At 73.0% G+C, this 22,362-nt stretch carries 20 protein-coding genes; 12 read left to right on the forward strand and 8 right to left on the reverse strand.

The features are described 5' to 3' along the window. Nucleotides 1-119 precede the first annotated feature (119 nt). Entirely contained in the window at nucleotides 120-977 is an 858-nt protein-coding gene (locus ACZ6JE_RS09145; protein WP_464318755.1) for a LysR substrate-binding domain-containing protein, read from the reverse strand. A 91-nt stretch (nucleotides 978-1,068) separates the two neighbouring features. Here ACZ6JE_RS09145 and ACZ6JE_RS09150 point away from each other — a divergent pair, with 91 nt between their 5' ends. Beyond that, nucleotides 1,069-2,397, forward strand: a complete 1,329-nt coding sequence (locus ACZ6JE_RS09150) for an MFS transporter (protein ID WP_464318756.1) — start codon at nucleotides 1,069-1,071, stop codon at nucleotides 2,395-2,397. A gap of 76 nt (nucleotides 2,398-2,473) precedes the next feature. Here ACZ6JE_RS09150 and ACZ6JE_RS09155 read toward each other — a convergent pair whose 3' ends face one another. Next, nucleotides 2,474-2,875, reverse strand: a complete 402-nt coding sequence (locus tag ACZ6JE_RS09155; RefSeq protein ID WP_192060478.1) for a hypothetical protein — start codon at nucleotides 2,873-2,875, stop codon at nucleotides 2,474-2,476. 66 nt (nucleotides 2,876-2,941) lie between these two features. Here ACZ6JE_RS09155 and ACZ6JE_RS09160 point away from each other — a divergent pair, with 66 nt between their 5' ends. From ACZ6JE_RS09160 to ACZ6JE_RS09200, 9 genes are all read left to right on the forward strand, one after another. After that, entirely contained in the window at nucleotides 2,942-3,985 is a 1,044-nt protein-coding gene (locus ACZ6JE_RS09160) for an LLM class flavin-dependent oxidoreductase (RefSeq protein WP_464318757.1), read from the forward strand. 135 nt (nucleotides 3,986-4,120) lie between these two features. Beyond that, nucleotides 4,121-5,083 (forward strand): acetylxylan esterase, encoded by a 963-nt coding sequence (locus tag ACZ6JE_RS09165; RefSeq protein WP_464318758.1) that lies wholly within the window; start codon nucleotides 4,121-4,123, stop codon nucleotides 5,081-5,083. Between the two features lie 141 nt (nucleotides 5,084-5,224). After that, on the forward strand, nucleotides 5,225-6,256 hold the full coding sequence (locus tag ACZ6JE_RS09170; RefSeq protein WP_320477260.1) for an NADPH:quinone reductase: 1,032 nt from the start codon (nucleotides 5,225-5,227) through the stop codon (nucleotides 6,254-6,256). Nucleotides 6,257-6,426: 170 nt separating this feature from the next. Then, nucleotides 6,427-7,590, forward strand: coding sequence for an MBL fold metallo-hydrolase (locus ACZ6JE_RS09175; RefSeq protein WP_464318759.1), 1,164 nt, complete (start codon nucleotides 6,427-6,429; stop codon nucleotides 7,588-7,590). A 106-nt stretch (nucleotides 7,591-7,696) separates the two neighbouring features. After that, nucleotides 7,697-8,584 carry a patatin-like phospholipase family protein gene (locus ACZ6JE_RS09180; protein ID WP_464318760.1) on the forward strand — a complete coding sequence of 296 codons (888 nt, stop codon included), beginning with the start codon at nucleotides 7,697-7,699 and terminating at the stop codon, nucleotides 8,582-8,584. Between the two features lie 126 nt (nucleotides 8,585-8,710). Then, nucleotides 8,711-10,030: a glycosyltransferase gene (locus tag ACZ6JE_RS09185; RefSeq protein ID WP_464318761.1), complete on the forward strand. Its 1,320-nt coding sequence runs from the start codon at nucleotides 8,711-8,713 to the stop codon at nucleotides 10,028-10,030. Between the two features lie 166 nt (nucleotides 10,031-10,196). Then, complete coding sequence (locus ACZ6JE_RS09190; RefSeq protein ID WP_243216322.1) at nucleotides 10,197-10,676, forward strand: heme-degrading domain-containing protein; 480 nt, start codon at nucleotides 10,197-10,199, stop codon at nucleotides 10,674-10,676. Nucleotides 10,677-10,683: 7 nt separating this feature from the next. Then, nucleotides 10,684-11,226, forward strand: coding sequence for a hypothetical protein (locus tag ACZ6JE_RS09195; protein WP_464318762.1), 543 nt, complete (start codon nucleotides 10,684-10,686; stop codon nucleotides 11,224-11,226). 195 nt (nucleotides 11,227-11,421) lie between these two features. After that, nucleotides 11,422-12,018, forward strand: coding sequence for a hypothetical protein (locus ACZ6JE_RS09200; protein ID WP_192060486.1), 597 nt, complete (start codon nucleotides 11,422-11,424; stop codon nucleotides 12,016-12,018). A 141-nt stretch (nucleotides 12,019-12,159) separates the two neighbouring features. Here ACZ6JE_RS09200 and ACZ6JE_RS09205 read toward each other — a convergent pair whose 3' ends face one another. Together ACZ6JE_RS09205 and ACZ6JE_RS09210 are read right to left on the reverse strand one after the other, a co-directional pair. Next, a complete protein-coding gene (locus ACZ6JE_RS09205) occupies nucleotides 12,160-12,669 on the reverse strand; it encodes a DUF427 domain-containing protein (protein WP_192060487.1) in 510 nt (169 codons plus the stop codon). A gap of 44 nt (nucleotides 12,670-12,713) precedes the next feature. Next, nucleotides 12,714-13,226: a hypothetical protein gene (locus tag ACZ6JE_RS09210; protein WP_464318763.1), complete on the reverse strand. Its 513-nt coding sequence runs from the start codon at nucleotides 13,224-13,226 to the stop codon at nucleotides 12,714-12,716. A gap of 129 nt (nucleotides 13,227-13,355) precedes the next feature. Between ACZ6JE_RS09210 and ACZ6JE_RS09215 the strand changes: the two genes are divergently transcribed. Beyond that, nucleotides 13,356-15,161: an FAD-dependent oxidoreductase gene (locus tag ACZ6JE_RS09215; protein ID WP_464318764.1), complete on the forward strand. Its 1,806-nt coding sequence runs from the start codon at nucleotides 13,356-13,358 to the stop codon at nucleotides 15,159-15,161. Here the strand turns inward: ACZ6JE_RS09215 and ACZ6JE_RS09220 are convergent. From ACZ6JE_RS09220 to ACZ6JE_RS09235, 4 genes are read right to left on the reverse strand one after another with little or no spacing between them, the layout of a single operon-like run. Next, a complete protein-coding gene (locus tag ACZ6JE_RS09220) occupies nucleotides 15,148-18,381 on the reverse strand; it encodes a glycoside hydrolase family 2 TIM barrel-domain containing protein (protein ID WP_464318765.1) in 3,234 nt (1,077 codons plus the stop codon). The genes ACZ6JE_RS09215 and ACZ6JE_RS09220 overlap by 14 nt on opposite strands. Beyond that, nucleotides 18,378-19,352 (reverse strand): carbohydrate ABC transporter permease, encoded by a 975-nt coding sequence (locus ACZ6JE_RS09225; protein ID WP_464318766.1) that lies wholly within the window; start codon nucleotides 19,350-19,352, stop codon nucleotides 18,378-18,380. The genes ACZ6JE_RS09220 and ACZ6JE_RS09225 overlap by 4 nt, the downstream gene beginning before the upstream one ends. Beyond that, a complete protein-coding gene (locus ACZ6JE_RS09230) occupies nucleotides 19,349-20,245 on the reverse strand; it encodes a carbohydrate ABC transporter permease (protein WP_192060492.1) in 897 nt (298 codons plus the stop codon). The genes ACZ6JE_RS09225 and ACZ6JE_RS09230 overlap by 4 nt, the downstream gene beginning before the upstream one ends. Then, complete coding sequence (locus ACZ6JE_RS09235) at nucleotides 20,242-21,579, reverse strand: ABC transporter substrate-binding protein (RefSeq protein WP_464318802.1); 1,338 nt, start codon at nucleotides 21,577-21,579, stop codon at nucleotides 20,242-20,244. Before ACZ6JE_RS09235 ends, ACZ6JE_RS09230 begins: the two co-directional genes overlap by 4 nt. A 104-nt stretch (nucleotides 21,580-21,683) precedes the next feature. Between ACZ6JE_RS09235 and ACZ6JE_RS09240 the strand changes: the two genes are divergently transcribed. After that, a complete protein-coding gene (locus ACZ6JE_RS09240) occupies nucleotides 21,684-22,343 on the forward strand; it encodes a TetR/AcrR family transcriptional regulator (RefSeq protein ID WP_464318767.1) in 660 nt (219 codons plus the stop codon). Nucleotides 22,344-22,362: the final 19 nt, after the last annotated feature.

Here is a 22,362-nt window from a genome sequence, read left to right on the forward strand (position 1 = left end):
GGAGGGGCGGTGGTTCATGGTGCCCATGGTGCTCGCGTGCGCCTCCTCGGCCTGTCAGCGGGGTCGGCGTGGTCGGGGGTCGGCGTGGTCGGGGGTCGGCGCTGATCGCGGTGGGCGGGTCAGACGGCTCGGCTGACCCCGCGGCTCATGATGGCGGTGGTGAGGGCGTCGACGGGTTCGCGGGGGGCGACGGGGTTGGCGACGAGGACGTAGTCGACGTCTCCGAGGTCGGGCAGCGAGAAGCGGCGGCTGACCTTGACGAGGTCGGTGGGGATGAGGGAGAAGGGGAAGGCGGCGATGCCCATGCCGGCGCGCACGGCGGCGAGCATGCCGTTGACGTCGCGGGTGTTGCAGGTGATGCGCCAGGTGCGGCCGGCGGACTCGAGCGCGTCGATGGCGAGCTGTCGGCTGAGACTCGGCGCCTGGTAGGCGATGAGGGGCACGGGGCGACCGGTCTCGATCTGCAGCTTCTCCTGCGCCATCCAGACCATGGTGTCTCCGGCGACCCGGGTGCCCTCGGTGCTCTCGCCCGCCGTCTGCTTGACGAAGATGAGGTCGAGGTGTCCGGAGGCGAGGCGGCGACGGAGCGGCGCGCTCTGGTTGACCGTCAGCTCGAGGTCGATCTGCGGATGCAGCTGACGGAAGTGGCGGAGGATGCGGGGCAGCTGCGTGATGGCGAGGTCGTCGGCGGCGCCGAAGCGGAGTCGCCCGCGCATGGCCGAGCCGCTGAAGTAGCTCTCGGCGGCGGTGTGCGCGGCGAGGATCGTGCGGGCGAAACCGGCCATGGCGTCGCCGTTGTCGGTGAGTCGGACCTCGCGGGTGTCTCGCGTGACGAGCGTGCGGCTGGCCGCCTTCTCGAGACGGCCGATGTGCTGGCTGACCGTGGGCTGGCTGATGCCGAGTCGGAGCCCGGCGTTCGTGAAGCTGCGGGTCTCGGCGACGGCGAGGAACGTGGCGAGCAGGGCGGGGTCGAACACGGGGCTCCTCTCGGTGCATTGGGATGACCAATGGCACTGATTCGAACCATAGCGGGTCCGAATGAGGGTTCGGGCCGTAGCGTCGTGGGTGATGTCAGTCCCGCCCCGCACCGTCGCCCCGCCGCCCGCCACCGAACCCCTGCCCGTCATGGCCGAGCGCCCGCCGTGGCGCCACACCTTCATCGCCCTGAGCGTGCCGAACTTCCGGCTGTGGACCGCCGGCAACGTCGTCGCGATGACGGCGGGCTGGATGCAGCGCATCGCGCAGGACTGGCTCGTGCTCGAGCTGACGGGCAGCGCGACGGCCGTCGGCATCACCGTGGCGCTGCAGTTCGCCCCGATGCTCTTCTTCGGCCTGCTCGGCGGGGTGATCGTCGACCGCTTCTCGAAACGCGCCCTGATGATCGCGACGCAGAGCGTGTTCGCGGTCCTCAGTCTCGGGCTGGCGGCTCTGACGCTCTCGGGCGTCGTGATGCCCTGGCACGTCTTCGCCATCGCGTTCGCGACCGGTCTCGTGACGGTCATCGACAACCCCGCACGGCAGGTGATCGTGTCGGAGCTCGTGGGGCACAGGTACCTGCGGAACGCCATCAGCGTGAACTCCAGCGTGTTCCAGCTCGGCGGGATGATCGGACCCGCCGTGAGCGGGGTGCTGCTGCTGGCGGTGGGTGCCGGCTGGGCGTTCGTCGTCAACGGGGTCGCCTGCCTGCTGGTGGTCGTCATGCTCGGCCTGCTGAAGACGGCGCAGATGACCCGCACGACGCCGGGCCCGCGCAGTCGCGGTCAGCTGCGGGCGGGCCTCGCCTACGCCCGGGCGAAGCCGACGATCCTGGTGCCGGTGGTGCTCGTCGCCTCGTACGCCGTGTTCGGCCTGACCATGCCGGTGCTGCTGGCCTCGTTCGCCGACGACGTCTACGACGTGGGGGCGGGCGGCTACGGGCTCTTCAACTCGATGATCGCGGTGGGCGCCCTCACCGGCGCGCTGCTGTCGACGCGGCGGGCGACCATCCGGCTGCGGACCATCGTGCTCGGTCTGCTGGCGACGGGCCTGCTCCAGGCGGTCGCCGGCTCGATGCCGTCGGTCGGGCTCTTCGCCGTCACCCTCGTCACCGTCGGCTTCGCATCGCTGCTGTTCCTCACGGCGGCGAACCAGCTGGTGCAGCTCTCGAGCAACATCGCCATCAGGGGGCGCGTCATGTCGCTGTACGTGCTGGTGCTGCTCGGCGGGCAGGCCATCGGCGGGCCGCTGATGGGGCTCGTCGTCGAGACGTTCGGAACCCACGCGGCGATGGTGCTGTCGGGTGGAGTGCCTGCGCTCGTCGCGGCGATCACCGCCCTCGTGCTCGCCCGGCGGGGGCAGCTGACGCTGCAGATGCGCGTGCGGCGATACGTGCCGGTGGTCGAGATCGCGCACCGCTGAGGCGTCGGCCGGACATCGCTGAGGCGGCCGCCGAACACTGCTGAGGCAGCCGCCGCGACCCGCGAGCCGCGACCCGTCAGACGGCGGGTGCGCGCCTCGTGCCGCCGAACGCGAGGGCGACGTCGAGTCGCCACGAGGTGGGCTCGCCCGAGACGTGGGTGGTGCCGACGAAGCGCAGCAGATCGCCGGCGCGGAGGCTGAGCACCCCGTGCACGTCGTCGCTGCCCTCGAGCCAGAAGGCGATGTCGTGCTCGTCGAGCAGGTCGTCGTCGACGGTCGCCCCGAAGCTGGCCCCGTCGAACTTGAGCGGCACGTCACGGAACCGGAGGCGCGGCGGCGACTCCGTCCAGTCGGCGGCGGCGGGCACCCGCTGGGCGACCACGACCGCGTCGATCACCCCGTCGTCGTCGAGCGTGACGCTCGAGGCCTGCAGGTCGACCCCGAGGTCGTCGTCGTCGATGCGAAACCGATTCTCCACACGATCACGCTACCGAGATGAGCGGCCGGGCGGAATGGGCTGCGAGCGCCGATGGTTCGCCCGGTCATGAAGAAGCGCATCGGGTTCCTGTCGTTCGGCCACTATCAGGACGTCCGCGGGTCGGCGACCCCGACCGCCCGGGAGGCGCTGGTCCAGTCGATCGAGCTGGCCGAGGCCGCGGAGGAGATCGGCATCGACGTGGCCGCCGTGCGCGTGCACCACTTCGTGCGTCAGCTGGCCAGCCCGTTCCCGCTGCTGGCGGCCATGGCGGCGCGCACCAGCCGCATCGAGCTCGGCACCGGCGTGATCGACATGCGCTACGAGAACCCGCTCTCGATGGCGGAGCAGGCCGCGTCCGCCGATCTGATCAGCGCAGGGCGACTGCAGCTCGGCGTCAGCCGCGGGTCACCCGAGCCGGCCCTCCGCGGCTGGGAGTCGTTCGGCTTCACGCCGGCGGACGGCGAGAGCGACGCCGACCTCGCGCGTCGGCACACCGAGCTGTTCCGAGCCGCGATCGGCGGAGCCGACGTCGCGCGGTCGGACCCGAAGATGACCGGCTGGTCGCAGGGCCTGTCGATCGAGCCGCATTCCCCCGGTCTCGGCGAGCGCATCTGGTGGGGTTCGGGCAGCCGGGCCACCGCCGTCTGGACCGCGCAGCAGGGCGTGAACCTGATGAGCAGCACCCTGCTGACGGAGGACACCGGTGTCCCCTTCGATCAGCTGCAGGCCGAGCAGATCGAGCTCTACCGCCAGGCGTGGGCCGACGCGGGTCACACCCGGGAGCCCCGCGTCTCGATCAGCCGCAGCGTCATCCCGATCACCACCGACGAGGACCGCCGCTACTTCGGCGTGCGCGCCCAGGCCGACAGCGGCGACCAGGTCGGTCTGCTCGACGGCGTGCAGTCGCGCTTCGGCAAGAGCTACATCGGCGAGCCCGACGTCATCGCCGAGCAGCTGGCGGCCGACGCGGCCGTGCAGGCCGCCGACACCGTGCTGCTCACCGTTCCGAACCAGCTGGGCGTCGAGTACAACGCCCGCCTGCTGCAGACCGTGGCGGAGCACGTCGCTCCCGCGTTCGGCTGGGTGCCGAACCTGGTGCCGGCGGCCTGACCCGCGCCTCCTCGGCTCCGCCTCTCCGGCTCACCGGCTCACCAGCTCGAAGAGTCAGGACACGCCGCGTCGCATCGGAGGCCCGCGGCATGTCGTGACTCCTCGACGAGCCGCTCGGCGGGTAGACAGGAGCGCATGTTCACCGACATGCCCGAGACAGCCCTCTGGGAACACCGCAGCACCCAGACCGAGCCCGACGACTTCGACGCGTTCTGGGCCGCCACCCTCGACGAGACCCGGGCGCACCCCATAGACGTGCGGGTCGAGGCTGTGGACACCGGACTGACGACGGTCGACGTGTACGACGTCACCTTCGCCGGCTGGGCAGGGCAGCCGGTGCGGGCGTGGCTGCGAGTTCCCGCCGGTGCGACCGGGCCGTTGCCCGCCGTCGTGCAGTACGTCGGCTACGGGGGCGGCCGCGGCGCCCCCACCGAGAACCTCTTCTGGTCGGCGACCGGGCACGCGCACCTCCAGATGGACACCCGCGGGCAGGGCTCGGGCTGGAGCCGCGGCGACACCCCCGACCCCGACGGCTCGGGGCCCGCCCACCCCGGCGTCATGACGCGCGGCATCGACAGCCGCGAGACGTACTACTTCCGACGCGTGTTCGCCGATGCCGTGCGCGCCGTCGAGGCCGCTCGCTCGCTCGAGGTCGTCGACCCCGCCCGGGTGTCCGTCGTGGGCGGCAGCCAGGGCGGCGGCATCGCGCTCGCCGTCGCCGGTCTCGTGCCCGACCTCGCCGCCGTCGCGGCGTACGTGCCGTTCCTCTGCGACTTCCGCCGAGCCAGCGTGATCACCGACGCCGACCCGTACAAGGAGATCGGACGGTACCTGGCCGTCCACCGGCACCGCGCCTCCTCGGTGCACGAGGTCCTGTCGTACTTCGACGGGGTGAACTTCGCTCGCCGCGGCAGTGCTCCCGCCGTGTTCACCACCGCGCTGATGGACCCGATCTGCCCGCCGTCGACCGTGTTCGGCGCGTTCCACGCCTACGGCGGACCGAAGGACATCACGATCTGGCCGTACAACGGGCACGAGGGCGGCGGGCCCGAGGACGACCTGCTGGCGCTCGCCGCGTTCCGCCGCGCGTCCGCCTGAGCCGGGGCTTGGCCCCGTTTCCGTTCTCGGGGAGTCACGACACGCCGCGGGACTGCAGGAGGCGCGGCGTGTCGTGACTCCTCGAGCGCGGTCTCCGAGACGGCGGGAACATCGGGCGGCCGCGTCTGGTTGGCTCCGGGCATGAAGTCGATCGTGTACACCGAGACCGGACCCGCCACCACCGTGCTGCAGCTCGTCGACCGCGAGGTGCCCGAACCCGCCGCCGGCGAGGTGCGCGTGCGCGTCGTGTGGTCGGGCGTCAACCCCACCGACTGGAAGTCGCGAGCCGGCGGCGAGCCGGGCGAGAGCCTGCCGTTCGACGAGGTCACCCCGAACCAGGACGGCTCGGGGATCGTCGACGCCGTCGGCGAGGGCGTCACCGGGCTCTCGGTCGGCGACCGGGTCTGGACGTACCTCTCGGCCTACCAGCGTCCGACCGGCACGGCGCAGGAGTTCACCGTGCTGCCCGCACGCCTCGTCGTCCCGCTCCCCGCCGGCATCGGACTCGACGTCGGTGCCGCGTTGGGCGTCCCCGCGATGACCGCCCACCGCGCGCTCACCGTCTGGGAGGACGGCCCGAGCCGCCTGACCCCCGGCAGCCTCGACGGCGCGACCGTTCTCGTCGCCGGAGGCGCGGGTGCCGTCGGTCACGCCGCCATCCAGCTCGCCCGCTGGGCCGGTGCAACGGTCATCACGACCATCAGCTCGGACGCCAAGGCGGCGCTGGCCACCGCCGCCGGCGCGCACCACGTGGTGAACTACCGCACCGGCGACGCCGCCGCCGAGATCCGATCCATCGCACCCGACGGGGTCGACGTCGTCGTCGAGGTCGCCATCTCGCAGAACGCCGATCTGCTCGCCGACGTCGTCGCCCACCGCGCCTCCGTCGCCATCTACGCCGACAACGGCGGCGACACGACGACGATCCCGATCCGCGCGAACATGATCACCAACACGCGGTACCAGTTCGTGCTGCTGTACACGGTCGGCGCGGCGGCGCTCGACGCCGCCGCGGAGGACGTCACGGCGGCCCTCCGCGACGGGGTCCTGCCGATCGGCGAGGCCGCGGGCCTGCCGGTGCACACGTTCCCGCTCGCCGAGACCGCGGCCGCGCACGAGGCCGTCGAGGGCGACATCGTCGGCAAGGTGCTGATCGAGGTGTCGGCCGAGTAGCCGTCGGCCGCTCTGCCCCGCGAACCCCGTTCGCGAAGATGAACCGCCGTATATCGCGGTTCATCTTCGCGAACGGGGTTCATCGCTGCCGGGGCGGCGGCAGGACGGGCGGGCGGCGGGCGGGCGGCACGGCGGGCGGGCGGCGGGGCGGGCCTGGCGAGGCTCGGAGGGTGAGCGACCCCGCCAGCCGACCCGCGCCTCCCACCCCCGTCAGCGCCGTCCAGGCGCAGGCGCTCGACCGTGGCGAGCTGCCCCCGGTCGAGGAGGTGCGGCACGGAGTCTGGTCGATCGCCTTCCCGTTCGGCGACGGCGACTTCTCGCTCGGCTACCTGGTCGAGGGCTCCGACGGCGCGCTCGCCCTCATCGACCCCGGGTGGGCCGACGACGCGAACCTCGACCGGCTCGAGGCCGCACTCCGCGAGATCGACCACACGATGGCGGACATCGCCCTCGTGGCCGTCACCCATCTGCACGCCGACCACCTGGGTGGTGCCGATGCCGTGCGCCGCGCCTCCGGAGCCCGCCTCGCCCTGCACTCCACCGAGCAGCGCGCCCTCGACGAGCGCACCGCCGACGCCGCCGCAGCCGACGCCGACATCGCCCGCTGGGGCGCACCGGCCGACGACGAGGAGGCGCTGGTCGCGTCGTGGGGATCGGGTCGCCACCTCCCCCGCGTCACCGCCGACCTGCTGCTCGCCGATGGCGACGAGCTGCCGATCGCCGGCCGACGACTGCGCGCCGTCCACACCCCCGGTCACACCGCCGGGCACCTCTGCTTCGTCGAACCGGAGCAGCGGCTGATCTTCACCGGCGACCACGTGCTGCCGCGCATCAACCCGGGCATCGGGCTCGGCGGTCGGGCGGACGGCAACCCCCTCGACGACTACCTCGCGTCGCTCGGTCGGGTCATCGCCCTCGACGTCCCGGGGGCGGACGCCCTCGAGGTCTGCCCCGGGCACGAGTACCGGTTCGTCGGTCTCGCCGACCGGGCGCAGGCCCTCGTCGATCACCGTGCCGCCCGCAGCGCCGACGCCGCAGCCGCGCTCGACGCTCTCGCGGGGGCGCGCGAGGACGCGACGGGCGCCGACACGACGGTCGCCAGCGCGACCGATGCCAGCACGACGCACGCCGGTACAACCGACCCCAGCGCGTCCGATGCCGGCACGACCGACGCGTCGCTCGACCATCCGACGGTCTGGCAGGTCGCCGAACGCATGTCGTGGACCGGCGGCATCGCCTCGCTGCACGGCTACCGGCTCGGCTCGGCGCTCGCCCAGACCGAGTGGCACGTGCAGGCGCTCGGCCGACTCGGCGAACTCCGACCGTCCTCTTAGGCGACGGGCCTACCGTCGGGGCCGGCCCCGTGGCAGCGCGATCTCGCACCCGAGACGACCCGCGCCCGGGACGCCACCGAACCGACACACCGCCGACACTCCGGAGATGCACGACATGACCAGCCCCGCCTCCTCCCGCCCTCGCACCGCTCTCGTCCTCGGCGGTGGCGGCATCACCGGAATCGCCTGGGAGCTCGGCGTGCTGTCGAGCCTCCTCGAGGCCGGTGTCGCCCTCGACGACGCCGATCTGGTGGTCGGCACGTCGGCCGGCTCGGTCGTCGGCACGATGGTGCGGCTCGGACGCGTGGACGAGGGTCTGCGCGAGCAGTACGAGGCGGTCACGGAGCTGCCGACCGGCTCGATCGACCCCGAGGCGTTCCAGCAGACGCTCGGTCAGGCGCTGATGGGCGCGACGGACCAGCAGGAGGCGCGGGCCCGCATCGGCGCGCTCGCCCGGCAGACACCGGTCACCGGCGACGAGCCCGCCCTGCTCACGACGATGCGCGCGCGATTCGGCGACGTCGGCTGGCCGACCGGCGCGTTCACGGTCTGCACCGTCGACGCGACCGACGGCGCCTTCCGCCCCCTCGACGCCGACTCGGGCGTCGACCTCCACCGAGCCGTGGCTGCGAGCTGCTCGGTGCCCGTCGTCTGGCCCACCGTCGAGATCGACGGGCACCCCACCATGGACGGCGGGGTCCGCTCGGGCACGAACGCCGACCTGGGCGACGAGTACGACCGGGTGCTGGTGCTCTCGTGCGGCCCCGAGCTCGACGTCTCGCCGATGGGGCCGACGCTGCCCCAGGTCGTCGCCGCCCGCCGTGCCGCCGGGCGCGAGGTGCTCGTGATCCAGGCGGACGCCGAGGCGCTGGCGGCCTTCGGCGGCGACGTCCTGTCGACCGCCACCCGCCGCCCCGCGGCCGACGCCGGACGACGCCAGGCCGAGGCGATGCTCGACGACGTCCGCGAGTTCTGGACGGGCGCGACCGCCTGATCCGCCGGCCGGGCGGGTCCGGCGAAGACGGGCGCGTCCGGGCGACCGTCCTGGCCGGACTCGCCCGCGTCGTCCGGCGCACCGGGCGCGCGGGCGCGCGCACCCGCGGGCCGGTACCCTCGGGAAGTGACCACCGCCTCCTCCCCGCTCCGCATCGCGCTCGTGTCGCTGCACACCTCCCCCGGCGCCGAGCCGGGCTCGGGCGACGTCGGCGGCATGAACGTCGTGGTGCGCAACCAGGCCGAGGCCCTCGGCGCCGCCGGCCACCGGGTCGACATCGTCACTCGACGCTCGTCGCCCGACGAGCCGCCCCGCGTCGACCTGTCGCCGGGCGTCACGCTCCACTTCGTCGCCGCGGGCCCCGCCGAGCCCGTCACGAAGGGCCGCAACGAGCTCTTCGTCGACGAGTTCCGCGACCGTCTCGCCGAGCTCGGCCCGTGGGACGTCGTGCACTCCCACCACTGGTTCTCGGGCATGGCCGCCCTGCCCGTCGCCCGAGCGCTCGGCGTGCCCCACGTGCAGAGCTTCCACTCGATCGCGGCCGCCGACTCGACCCCCCTCTCGCACGGGGAGCGCGCGGAGTCCCCCGGCCGCCTCGCCGGCGAGGCCCACCTGGCCCGCGAGTCCGACGCCGTCGTCGCCATCAGCCGCGCCGAGGCCGAGACCGTGCTGACCCGTCTCGGCGGCAGCCCCGATCGCGTCGCCGTCGTGCTGCCCGGCGTCGACAGCGAGCTGTTCCACCCGCTCGACGGCACGGTGACGGATGGCACCGCGACCGACGGCGCCGCGACGGATGGCACGGCGACCGACGGCACGGCGTCGGAGGGCACCGCGGAGGCGCGGGTCGTCGACCCCGCACGCCCCTACGTCGTCGTCGCCGGGCGCCTCGAGCCGCTCAAGGCCCCCGACCTCGCCATCCGCGCGGTCGCCGCCGTGCCCGCGGAGGTGCGCCCCGACCTGGTGATCGCCGGCGGCGCGTCGACGGAGTTCGCCGGCTACGAGGACGACCTCCTGGCCCTCGTCGACGAGCTCGACGTCACCGTGCGCTTCGTCGGCCCCCGCACGCGCACCGGTCTCGCGACGCTCCTGCGAGGAGCGCGCGCAGTGCTCGTGCCGTCGCACTCCGAGACCTACGGCCTGATCGCCCTCGAGGCGGCCGCCAGCGGGGTGCCCGTCATCGCCGCCTCCTCGGGCGGACTCCGCGAGAGCGTCGTCGACGGCGTCACCGGCGTCGTGCTCGACTCGCGCGACCCCGACGTCTGGGCGGCCGCCATCACCCGCGTCGTCCGCGACGTCGAGTGGGCCGGGCGACTCTCGCGCGCCTCCCGGGCCAGGGCGCTCGACCACCCGTGGGCGTGGTCGGCCGCCGAGCTGGCCGACGTGTACTGCCGCGTCGCGGGCAGCGACGACTGCTCCGAGCTCGCGTCCGCCGGCGTCCGCCGCTGACCGTCCGGCGGCGGGTCACCGACGCACGGCCTCCAGGGCCCGGTCGGCAGGGTCGCCCGACGCCCCCGGCTCGGACGCCCCCGGCTCCGATGCTCTCGGCTCCGATGTCAGGGGCCCGGCCTATGCTCGGATGCGACCAGACGACCCGCATCGACCGGAGGCCCTCATGACCGACGACACCCTGCTGACCGAGCTCGCCGAGCAGGAGGAGCGCCTGGTCTTCCGTCGCTTCACCACCGACACCGCTCTCGATCTCGGTGCGTTCCTGCTCGCCGAGGCGCGTCGCCGCGGTCTCGCCGTCACCGTCACGGTGCGCAAGGGCCGCCAGCGGGTCTTCCACGCCGCGCTGCCCGGCACGTCGCTCGACAACGACGAGTGGCTCGACCGCAAGGCCCGCGTGGTCGAGCGCTACGGGCAGAGCTCGTACCGGGTCGGCGAGTCGTTCCGCGTCGCCGGGTCCACCTTCGACGAGAAGTCCCGTCTCGACACCGACCTCTACGCCGCCCACGGCGGTCTGTTCCCGGTGACGGTGGTCGGGGTGGGCGTCGTCGGGTCCGTCGGGGTGTCGGGGTTGCCGCAGGCCGACGACCACGCCCTGGTCGTCGAGGTGCTCGACGACTTCCTGGCGCACGGCTACGACTCCTGAGCCGATCGTGCCCGCACCGATCGTGCCCGCACCGATCGCGCCCGCACCGAGCGAGGCCGATGAGCAGGCGGCCGCGCAGCTCCGCGCGTTGCTCGCCGACACGGCCCGCGACCTCGCCGCGCGTGACGCCCGCACCGAGGCGCTCGCCCGCTACCGGCCGTCGCGCCGGATCGTCGTCGTGAAGACCGCCGACTCGCTCGAGCCAGTCGGCCGGGCCTGGCGCCTCGGCGTGCTGCTGCTCGAGACCGACGGCCGTGTGCACGAGACGGGTCGCATCACCCGGGCCCTCGAACCGACCCGATCGCAGAACCTCTCGCCGTCGGTCGAGAGGCGCAAGGCCGAACGGCGGGCTGCGGCCCGGGGTCACTTCGCCGAGGGCGAGGTCGTCGACTACGCCTATCTGCCCATCGACCTCTCGACCGAGGCCCTCGTCGCCGGCGACCAGCGCCTCCTCGTCTCCGACGGCCGGGCACTGGTGCGCTGGGGCGCCGGGCCCGGCGAGGTGCGCGATGCGGCGGCGTACCTGGCCGACCGAGGCGACCTGCTCTAGGCGATCCGCTCCGGGCCATCCGCGCTAGGCGATCTGCTCTAGGCGTTCCGCTCCAGGGGGGCGGGCGTCGTCGGCGAGGCACGCCGCGCCTCCTCGGCTCGCGCCCAGTGAGGGTCCGAAACCGGGCGATATCCTCGGACTCCGTCAGACGCCTCCGAGTCGTCTGCTCCATCCGCCCGACCGAGAGGCCCACCTGTGCGCCGAGTGCTGATCGCCGCGTCGATCGTCTTCTGCGCCGCGGTGCTGGCTCTCGTCGTCGCGCTCGTGATGGTCGTGTCGTCGTTGGCGGCGCCGCGCGATCAGGTGGCGCGGCCCGTGACTCCGCCGGTGACCTGCCCCGCGGTCGACCCGGTGATGGTGGGCGACATCGAGGTGCCTGCCGGTCCGGTCGCCGGCTACTGCCAGGACCGCCTGATCAACGCGGCGTGGATCATGCAGGCCGCCCGGGCGCAGGGCATCGGCGAGCACACCCAGGCGATCGGCGTGATGACGGCGATGGGCGAGTCCAGCCTGCGCAACATCGACCACGGCGACGCGGTCGGCCCCGACAGTCGCGGGCTCTTCCAGCAACGCGACAACGGCGCCTGGGGAACCTATGCCGAGCGGATGGATCCGTACTCGGCGGCCACCCGGTTCTTCTCGAAGCTCGTGGCGATCCCCGGCTGGAAGGAGCTGTCGCCGACCGAGGCGGCGCACGCCGTCCAGATCAACGACGACCCCGACCACTACGCGCGGTGGTTCCCCGAGGCCGAGCAGGTGGTCGCGGCACTGTCGGGTTCGACGTCGCCCTGACCCGGGGGCCGCGCGTCGTTCGCAGGCCGACCCGCGCCTCCTCGGTGTTCGCGTCGATGGTCAGAAGATGCCGTTCATCCGAGCCCGAACGGCATCTTCTGACCACTCGAGGCCGCCAGCACGGAACCGAGGAGGCGCGGGTCACCAGCCGAGCGTGCCGGGCGGTCCCTTGAACGGGCCGACGATCGCATCGGTGATCCAGCCGCCGTAGAAGTCGCCCTCCTGCGCCCGCACGGTCTCACCGTCCATCTCGATCGACTCGACGCGACCCGGGTAGAGCGCGACATGGTCGACGAGCTGCTCGTACCCCGCCCACGGGGACGGATAGAACCAGCCGGCTCCGCTCGACCGGTCCGCCCCGCCCCGCAGATCGACGTAGCCGGCGCTGCCCTTGAACTCGCACATGCTCGATCCGTCGCCCCGGGTCAGGGCGCCCTCGACGAACGCGCTCCGCGGCAGGTAGTAGACCGGCGGGTGGCTGGTCTCGAGCACGCGGAACGACCGGGTCGTGTCGGCCACCACCTGCCCGCCGAGTCGCACGACGATGCGCTCGGTTCGCGCCTCGACGCGAGGGGGTCGGGGATAGTCCCAGACGGACTCCTGACCGGGGCCGGGGATGTCGCGGTCGGGTCGGCGGACGCTGCGTCTCATCCGGCCATCGTGCACCCCGCGCCGACGAGTCGTCGGGGAGATGCTCAGGCCCGGACGACCGCGGGTGCCGAACGGAGCGTCGACGACAGGCCGTCGAGGGCCGCGACGCCGCCCGTGGCCCCGCGCGCCGACGCGACGAGCAGCTCGAGCGCGGCCCGGGCGGTCGTCGGCGACACGTCGACGTGCTGACCGACGCTGAGCGCGAGGTCCTCGAGATCGGCGGCGAGGGAGGCGAGTCGCGAGGCCGGGATGTCGCCGCGATCGATGGGACCACCCGCCGAAGCGCCGACCGCATGCTGCTCGAGACGCTCGACGAGCAGTCGCGCCTCGCGGGCCGTGGACTCCGCGGTCGGACGCAGCGCCGACGGCACGGAAGGACCCCGGCCCAGATCGAGCGCGCTCAGACGCAGCCCCCGCACCAGCTCCGTCGCGACGTCGCGCACCCGGAGCCCGTCGTGCACGGACGGCAGCGCCCAGGCCGCCGCCAGCTCGGGTCGCTCCAGCAGCCGGACGGCCACGGAGGCGCAGGCCAGGAAGGCCGATCGGGTCTCGGTCACGGGAACCATCCTCGCATCGCCCCCGAGACGGGGACGACCGGCGGGCGCGGATCATCTTTTGCCTCTTCGGCAACAGACGTTGCCGCGCAGGTCATCGACCGGCACCCTGGAGTCAGGAGGTCATCGACCATGACGCACGACACCACCCATCCCCGGACCGACTCCCCCGAGACCGAGAACGCGCACGCACACGCACACGCACACGCACACGAGACCGAACACGAACACGCCATCGAGCACGACGCCGTCGTGATCGGCGGAGGGGCCGCCGGCCTCAGCGCCGCCCTGACGCTCGCGAGGGCCCGCCGCGACGTCGTCGTCGTCGACGCGGGCGAGCCGCGCAACGCCCCGGCCGACGGCGTCCACGGGTTCCTCGGCCTCGACGGCATCGCCCCGCTCGAGCTGCTCCGTCGCGGGCGCGCCGAGGTCGAGTCGTACGGCGGGGTGGTCGTCTCGGGCACCGCCACCGACGTCCGCCGCACCGGCCGAGGAGGCGCGCCCGGCTTCACCGTCGAGGTCGCCACCCCCGACGGCGGCCACCGCACCCTGCGCGCCCGCCGCCTCGTCGTCAGCACCGGCCTCGTCGACGCCCTGCCGCCCGTCGACGGACTCGCCGCACGCTGGGGCCGGGACGTCGTGCACTGCCCCTACTGCCACGGCTGGGAGGTGCGCGACCGCGCCATCGGCGTGATCGGCACCGGGCCGATGAGCATTCATCAGACGCTGCTCTTCCGGCAGTGGAGCGACGACGTCACCCTGTTCGCGAACGACCGCCTGGCCCCTGACGACGCCGACCGCGCGCGTCTCGAGGCGCGCGGGGTCCGCATCGTCGAGGGGCCCGTCGCCTCGGTGCGCGTGGAGGACGACCGCCTCACAGGCGTCGTGCTCGCCGACGGGACGACCGTCCCGGTGGGCGCCGTCGCCGTCGCGACGAGCGTCGCGGCTCGCAGCGACGTGCTCGTCTCGCTCGGTCTCGACGCCGAACCGCACCCGTCGGGCATGGGCACGATCGTCGCCGCCGACCCCGTCACGGGGCAGAGCGCCGAACCGGGCGTCTGGCTGGCCGGCAACCTGACGAACCCCGGTCACCAGGTCGTGATGGCCGCGGCGTCCGGCGTCATGGCCGGCGCCGCGCTCAACATGGACCTCGTCTCGGCCGAGACCCGGGCCGCCGTCGAGGCCGTCGAGACCTGGAGCGCCGACGCGCCCCGCCGGTCGGCGACCGCCCCGCCGACGATCTCCGAGACCGCACCCGAGACCGCGCCCCCGACCTCACCCCAGAACCAGCACCCGCCCCGCCCCGGCGGCGAGCTCTTCGACGCCGCCTACTGGGAGGACCGCTACGGCACCGAGGGCTGGGCCTGGAGCGGCGACCCCAACGCCGCGCTGGTCGACGAGGTCGCGGCGCTGACACCGGGCCGCGCCCTCGACATCGGCAGCGGCGAGGGCGGCGACGCGATCTGGCTGGCGCGCCGGGGCTGGACGGTCACCGGCACCGACATCGCCGTGAACGCACTGGACAAGGCACGCGCTCGGGCCGAGGAGGTCGACGCGGAGGCCGCCGGGCGCATCACCTGGGAGCAGCACGACATCACCGGGTGGACGCCGCCCCGCGCCTCCTACGATCTGGTCACGTCGCACTTCATGCATCTGCCGGCGGCGGACCGCGACCGGGTCTTCCGCGGACTCGGCGAGGCGGTCGCGCCGGGCGGCAGCGTGCTCATCGTCGGACACGACCTGTCGGATCTCGACTCCGACGCGCACCGGCTGCACCACCCCGAGCTGATGTTCGGCGTCGACGAGCTCGTCGCGCTGTTCGACCCGGTCGAGTGGACGATCATCACGGCCGAGACCCGCGAACGCGAGACCGCCGCCGGGCACGAGGGCCCGGCGACGGTCCGCGATGTGGTCGTCCGCGCGGTCAGAGCCCTCTGACCCGCAGCCGGATCGCCCGGGCGGAGGGTCGCAGCACGTGCGGGGCCGAGACGTCGGGCCCGCACGCCCGCGAGCCGACGCCGTTCTGCGCCGCGTCGATCCAGAGGTGGGTCGCCTCGGGCTCGGGCAGCTCGAACGGGTGCTCGGCGGCGTCGACCTGCTGGGCCGTGTGCCGCCGCAGCGAGAACCCGGGGCGCCGCCCGGCGGTGTCGGGCGCGGCGTCGAGACGCAGCCACGGGGCGCCCGCCCCGGTCTGCAGCTCGAGGCTGCGGAGGTCGCTGCGGTGTCCGCTCTCCTGCGGCCGCGCGTAGTCGACGGTGAGGTCGTCGACGCTCGACTCGAAGCGACCCACCCGGGCGGCCTCGCGGCTGTCGGGGTACGACTCGAGCGGGCCGGTGCCGAACCACGAGACGCGGTCGACGTCGAGCGGCAGGTCGAAGCGCACGCCGACCCGCGGCCACGAGAGATCCCAGCCGGCCGACGGCACGAGGTCGAGCGAGAGCCAGAGCTCGCCGCGCTCGAGGCTCCACCGCTCGTCGACGGTGACCGAGTGGCGACTGTCGGCGGCGGCCCAGCGGGTGCGGACCGCGACGTGCTCGGACGACGACCGCACCGACTCGACCCGGGAGGTCAAGCGGTGCAGCCCGGCCCGCTTCGCGATCGTCTCGGCGCTCGGCAGCAGCTCGTCGGTCGGCAGGTCGGTGCGGTGCCGATCGCGCATCGGGTCGGCGTCGATGTCGCGCGGGGCGTCCCAGTGACCGCGCTCGTTGTCGGTCGTGGCGCGCCACAGCTCGAGCCGCGGGCCGGAGACGGGTCGCCCGGCCAGCGAGACGAGCCGCCCGTCGACGAACGACGCGGGGCCGAGCTCGAGGGAGCCGTCGAGGGCCCCCGAGGAGGCGCGGGTCGAGTCGTCCCGCCCGGCACCCGGTGCCGCGGACCGCGGGTAGGCGGCGACGTGGCGCACGGCCGCCGGCGCGCTCAGGTCGACCTGGGTCGTCGCGAGCACGTGACCGGCGTCGGCCCAGCCGTGGTCGGCGCGGAGGGCGACCCGCACCGTGAGCCACGTCTCGCCGGTCGCCGACACCTCGAGTCCGGGCAGGGCGAGGGCGACCTGCTCCCCCGCGGCCAGGGCGCGCCCGCGGTCGTCGAGCGCGTCGAGGCGGCCCGTGGCGACGACGTCGCCGTCGTGCTCGAGCGACCAGAGCAGCTCGACGTCGGCGGTCGTGGCGCTGTGCCGGCGGTTCTCGACGACGATCGACGCGCCGGCGAGGTCGGCGTCGGCGTCGGTGCCCGCGGCCCGCGTCGCCGTGAGTCGGATCGGCGAGACGACCTGGGCCCATTCGTGCAGACCAGGGCTCGGCGTGCCGTCCGAGAGCACCATGCCGTCCATCACGAAGTTGCCGTCGTGGACGACCTCGCCGAAGTCACCGCCGTAGCCGAAGTACTCGACGCCGTCGGGCGTCGTCGTGCGGAGGCCGTGGTCGCGCCACTCCCAGACGAAGCCGCCGTGCAGACGCGGGTACTCGTCGACGAGCCGCTCGTACTCGTCGACCGCGCCGGGGCCGTTGCCCATGGCGTGCACGTACTCGCAGAGCACGAACGGCTTCGAGCGCTGACGGGCCGCCTCGGAGGCCGTGCAGCCGAGCAGGCGGAACCCCTCGTCGCCGGCGCCGATCGCCCGGGTCTCGTCGATCCACGAGTACATCCGCGAGTAGACGTCGGTGTACGAGCCGGTGTAGTCGCCCTCGTAGTGGACCGGTCGACCCCGGTCGCGCGCGTGGGTCCACGCGGCCATCGCCGCGAGGTTCCGCCCGGTGCCCGCCTCGTTGCCGAGCGACCACATCACGATGCTCGGGTGGTTCTTGTCGCGCTCGACGGTGCGGACCATGCGGTCGACGTAGGCGTCGTGCCAGTCGGCGTCGTCGCTCGGGTTGCCGACCCAGCGCTCGCGCTCGAAGCCGTGCGTCTCGAGGTCGCACTCGAGCACGACCCAGAAGCCGAGCTCGTCGGCGAGGTCGAGGAGGCGCGGGTGCGGCGGGTAGTGCGAGGTGCGGATCGCGTTCACATTGAACCGCTTCATCAGCTCGAGGTCGCGGCGCGCGTACTCCTCGTCGAACACGCGCCCCTTGTCGGCGTGCACCTCGTGCCGGTTGACGCCGTGGAAGACGACGCGGCGGCCGTTGACCTCGAACCGGTCGCCGACGATGCGGACGGTGCGGAACCCGAGCCGGTGCGAGATCGTCTCGACCGCGTCGGCGCTCGACACGGTCGCCTCGTAGAGTCGCGGCACCTCGGCGCTCCACGGCTCGACGTCGATCAGCTCGATCGGAGCGACGTCGGCCGGGGACTCCCACGTGACGTCGACGCCGAGCTCGGGGACGGCGAGCGTGACCGGCCACGCGGCGGGGCCGGCGGTGATCTCGGCGACGATCGTCGCGCCTCCTGCCGTCTCGCCGGCCGTCCCGTGCCATTCGCTTCGCAGCCAGACGTCGTCGATGCCGCCGACCGGTCGAGCCTCGAGCGATACGCTGCGGAAGACGCCGGGCAGCCACCACTGGTCCTGATCCTCGACGTAGCTCTGGGCCGACCACTGGTGCACCCGCACGGCCACGGTGTTGATGCCGGGGTGCACGAGATCGGTGACGTCGTACTCCTGCGCGAGCCGGCTGCCGACGCCGACGCCGACGTGCACGCCGTTGACCCAGACGACCGCCGTCGACTCGACGCCGTCGAAGCGCAGCAGCACGCGCTCGGCGCCCTCGAACGAGGCGGGCAGCTCGAAGGTGCGCCGGTGGTCGCCCGTCGGGTTCGCATCGGGCACGTTCGGCGCGTCGGTCGGGAACGGGAACTGCACGTTCGTGTAGATCGGGGCGCCGCGACGACCGTCGCCCGTGAGCACCCAGTGCGACGGCACCGTGATGGTCTCCCAGCCCGAGTCGTCGAGGTCGACCGAGCCGACGTCGTACGCGCCCTCGCCGTCGGGCAGCACGCCGCGCCCGCCGGGCAGCCCCGGCACCCCGGCGAGCAGGCGGAACGACCACTCGCCGTCGAGCGAGAGGCGCGGGGCGTCGCTGTGCAGCCACGAGCGCGCGGGCGAGCGGCGACCGCTTCCGGGGCCCGTGTCGGAGAGGTACCCGACGGGCGGCGAGAGCGGCGAGCCGGCGGTGGACGAGGAAGCGGTGGTCGAGGAGGCGGTGGTCGAGGGGACGACGGAGGTCACTTCACGGATCCTTCGGTGAGACCGCCGCGCCAGAAGCGCTGCAGCACGATCATGGCGATGACGAGCGGGATGATCGACAGCAGGACGCCGCCGGTCGTCAGTTGGTAGAACTCGGGCAGTCGGTCGGTCTGGCTCAGCCAGTTGTTGAGACCCAGCGTGACGGGGAACTTGTCGACGTCGCTCAGCATCACCAGCGGCAGGAAGTAGTTGTTCCAGATGCCGACGAGCTGGAAGAGGAACACCGTGACGAGCGCCGGGGTGAGGATGCGCAGACCCAGGGTGTGGAAGATGCGCAGCTCGCTGGCGCCGTCGAGGCGGGCGGCCTCCATCAGCGAGGTGTCGACCGTCGCCTGCGCGTAGATGCGGCAGAGGAACAGCCCGAACGGCGACACGAGCGACGGCAGCAGCACGCTCCAGTAGGTGTTCGCGAGACCCATCTGGCTGAAGAGCAGGAACAGCGGCAGGGCGGTCGCGGTGCCGGGCACCAGCACGCCGCCGAGGATCGTGCCGAAGACCAGATTGCGGCCCTTGAACTCGTACTTGGCGAGGGCGTAGCCGCCGGCCGCGGCGAAGTAGGTCGCGATGAGGGCGCCGACGCCGGCGTAGAGCACCGAGTTGCCGAGCCAGCGGACGAAGACGCCGTCGCCGTAGGTCAGCACCTGACCGAGGTTGTCCCACAGGGCGAACGACGGGGCGAACCAGAAGCCGAAGGTGCCGAAGAGGTCGCCGGTGGTCTTCGTGGCCGCCACGACGACCCAGTAGACCGGGATCAGGAAGTACAGCGCGACGACCGTGAGCACGGCGGTGACGATGATGGTGGAGGCGCGGCTGCGACCCGCGGACCGGTCGGGCCCGGCCCCGCGCGAGCGTCGGGGGGAGACGCGACCCGCGCCGCGCCTCCCGCCCTGCCCGGCGGTGACGATCGACTCGGTCTCGGTGGCGTGCTCGGCGACCGTGGCGCGGGGGCTCATGCGGACTTCCTGTTCGTGATGGTGAGGAACACGATCGAGAGCGTGAAGGCGACGAGCGCGATCAGCACGGACTGCGCCGCGGCGACGTTGTAGTCGTTGTAGGCGAAGGCGGTCGTGTAGGCGCTGAGGTTCGGCGTGTACTGGCTGTCGATGGCGGGGGCCACGCGCTGCAGCACCTGCGCCTCGGCGAACAGCTGCAGGGTGCCGATGATCGAGAAGACGGCGGTCAGCAGCAGGGCCGGGCGGATCAACGGCAGCTGGATGCTGGTCGCGACGCGCAGAGGCGACGCGCCGTCGACCTTCGCGGCCTCGTAGAGCTCGACGGGGATCGACTTGAGCTGGGCGATGATGATCAGCATGTTGTAGCCGGTGTAGCTCCAGGTGACGATGTTCGCGATCGACCAGAGGACGGTGTTCGGCCCGAGGAAGTCGGGCGAGACGCCGAACGTCTCGGCGACGTCGATGATCGGGCTGAGCCCCGGCACGTAGAGGAACGACCAGAGGATGGTCGCGATGACGCCCGGCACCCCGTACGGCAGGAAGTACGCGGCGCGGAACAGCCCCGGCCACTTCGCCGACGCCGACTCGAGCAGCAGGGCGAGCACCGTGCAGAGGATGAGCATCAGCGGCACCTGCACGATGCCGAACAGGAACATGCGCCCGATCGAGGCGACGAAGTTGGGGTCGCCGAGCACCTGGGCGTAGTTGCCGAACCCGGCGAACTGCGTCACGACGCCGGTCTCGCCGAAGAGACCGCCTCGGCGCACCTGCGTGAAGCTCGACACGAGCGCCATCAGGATCGGCACGATGAAGGTCAGCAGGAACAGCGCGAGGAACGGGAAGAGCAGCACCCACGGCGCCCGGGCGACCGAACGCGACGACGGGCCGCTCATGCGCCGGCCTTGCGGATCGAGAGGCCCTTGTTCTTCATGACCGTGATGATGTCCTTCTCGGCCTGCACCACCGCGTCGACGAGGGTCCCGCCCGAAGCCTTGCCGCGGAATCCGTCGCTGAGGATGTTGAACGACTGCTGCGTCACGGGCCACCAGCTCCAGTCCTGATTCTGACTCGACTCCTTCGTGGCGGGCACGAACACCTCCTGGTTGTAGTTCTGACCGCTGAAGAACTCGCTCGGCTTCTCGCGCAGGTCGCCGACCACGTCGACGGCGGGCGACCAGCCGATGCCGCAGAACTCGATCAGCGCGTTCACGCCCTCGGGGGTCGTGGTCATCCAGACGGCGAAGTCGAGCGCCTCCTGCGGGTGCCGGCTGTTGGCGAGGATCGCCGCCGTCGACCCGCCGAGGAACGACGACGCGTAGCCGTCCTCCCAGGTCGGCAGGGGCGCGGCGCGCCACTTGCCCGAGGCGCCGCTGACGCCCTCGATGAGCGCGTCGCCCCACGAGCCCGTCGCGACCGACGCGATCTTCCCGTCGGCGGCGGCCGAGAACCAGGCGGGCGTGTACGCGCCGTAGGCCGTCGTGACGATCCCGTCGTCGATCGCCTGGTCGAAGAAGGCCGCGACCTTCATCGTCGCCTCGTCGGTCATGTCGATGACCCACCCGTCGTCCTCCGCGCGGAACCACGAGGCGCCGGCCTGGGTGGCGTAGGCGGCGAACGGCGACGCGTCGGCGAGCGGGAACGAGTCCATCAGGACTCCCGCGCCCTTCAGCTCGGCGCCCACGGCGGCCCAGTCGCTCCACGTGGCGGGCACGGACGCGCCGACCTGGTCGAAGACGGCGGGCTGGTAGAACATGCCCATCGGGCCGCTGTCCTGCGGCACCGCGTAGACGCCGCCCGTGTAGCTGACCTGGTTCCAGAGCGTGGGGTCGTAGAGCTCGCGATACCGGTCGATCCCGTAGCGCGAGAGGTCGACGACGCCGTTGGCCAGCAGGAACTCGGGCAGCGACCGCAGCTCGACCTGGGCGATGTCGGGGCCGGCGCCCGCCGCCAGCGCCGAGTACAGCTTCTGGTAGCCGCCGGCGTTGCCACCCGGGATGAACACGGTCTCGACCTGGACGCGGTCCTGGCTGCGGTTGTAGAGGTCGGTCACCTGGTCGAGGCCCTTGAGCCAGGCCCAGTACTCGAGGCGGACGCGGCCGTCGGCCGGCGGGATGGTCGGCAGGCTGTTGACCGAGGTCGTGCCGGGTGTCGCGCACCCGGCCAGGATCGCGGCAGCGCCGGCGCTCAGGCCGAAGCCGAGCAGTTGACGTCGACTGAGGGGGCTCATCATGACTCACTTCATCGTGGACGGGACCCGCCGAACCTAACACAATTCCGAGTGCTCACTCGGATTTGAGCCGGGGAGGCGCGGGTCGGCCGTAGAGTCCCCTCATGACCGCAGACACCACCGCCGCCCACCCGGAGCCCGCCGCCCGGCACGACGCGCCGGTCGCCCGCGGCCCGCGGGGCCCGCGCGGCCCCTACGCGAAGTCGTCCGAGCGCCGGGCCGCGATCGTGGACGCCGCCTTCGAGGTGTTCTCGACCCGCGGCTACCGCGGCGGCTCGCTGCAGGAGGTCGCGGATCGCGTGGGCGTCAGCCAGACCGGCCTGCTGCACTACTTCCCCTCGAAGCGCGATCTGCTGCGGGCCGTGCTCGAGCGACGGGACTCGATGGCGAGCGGCGCCGTGCGCGACGGGACCACCGACGGCGACTTCATCGAGGGGGTGCTGCGACAGGCACGGCACAACGAGACGGTGCCGGGTCTGATCGCGCTGTACGCGGTGCTGGCCGGAGAGGCCGCCACGGAGGACGCCCCCGTGCGCGGCTACGTGGCGACGCGCTTCGAGGGGTTGCGGGCCGAGTACACGGCCGGGTTCCGCGACCTCGAGTCGCAGGGGCGCCTCCGTCCGGGGGTGGACCCCGCCCGGGCGGCGTCCGGGCTCGTGGCGCTCTGGGACGGCATCCAGCTGCAGTGGCTGATCGACCCGTCGAGCGTCGACGTCGAGCAGCAGCTGCACGACCACCTCGGGTCGCTGGTGCTGCCCGGCTGAGCTGCGCCGCGCCTCCTCG

It is taken from the genome of Frigoribacterium sp. AC759, from assembly GCF_979256015.1.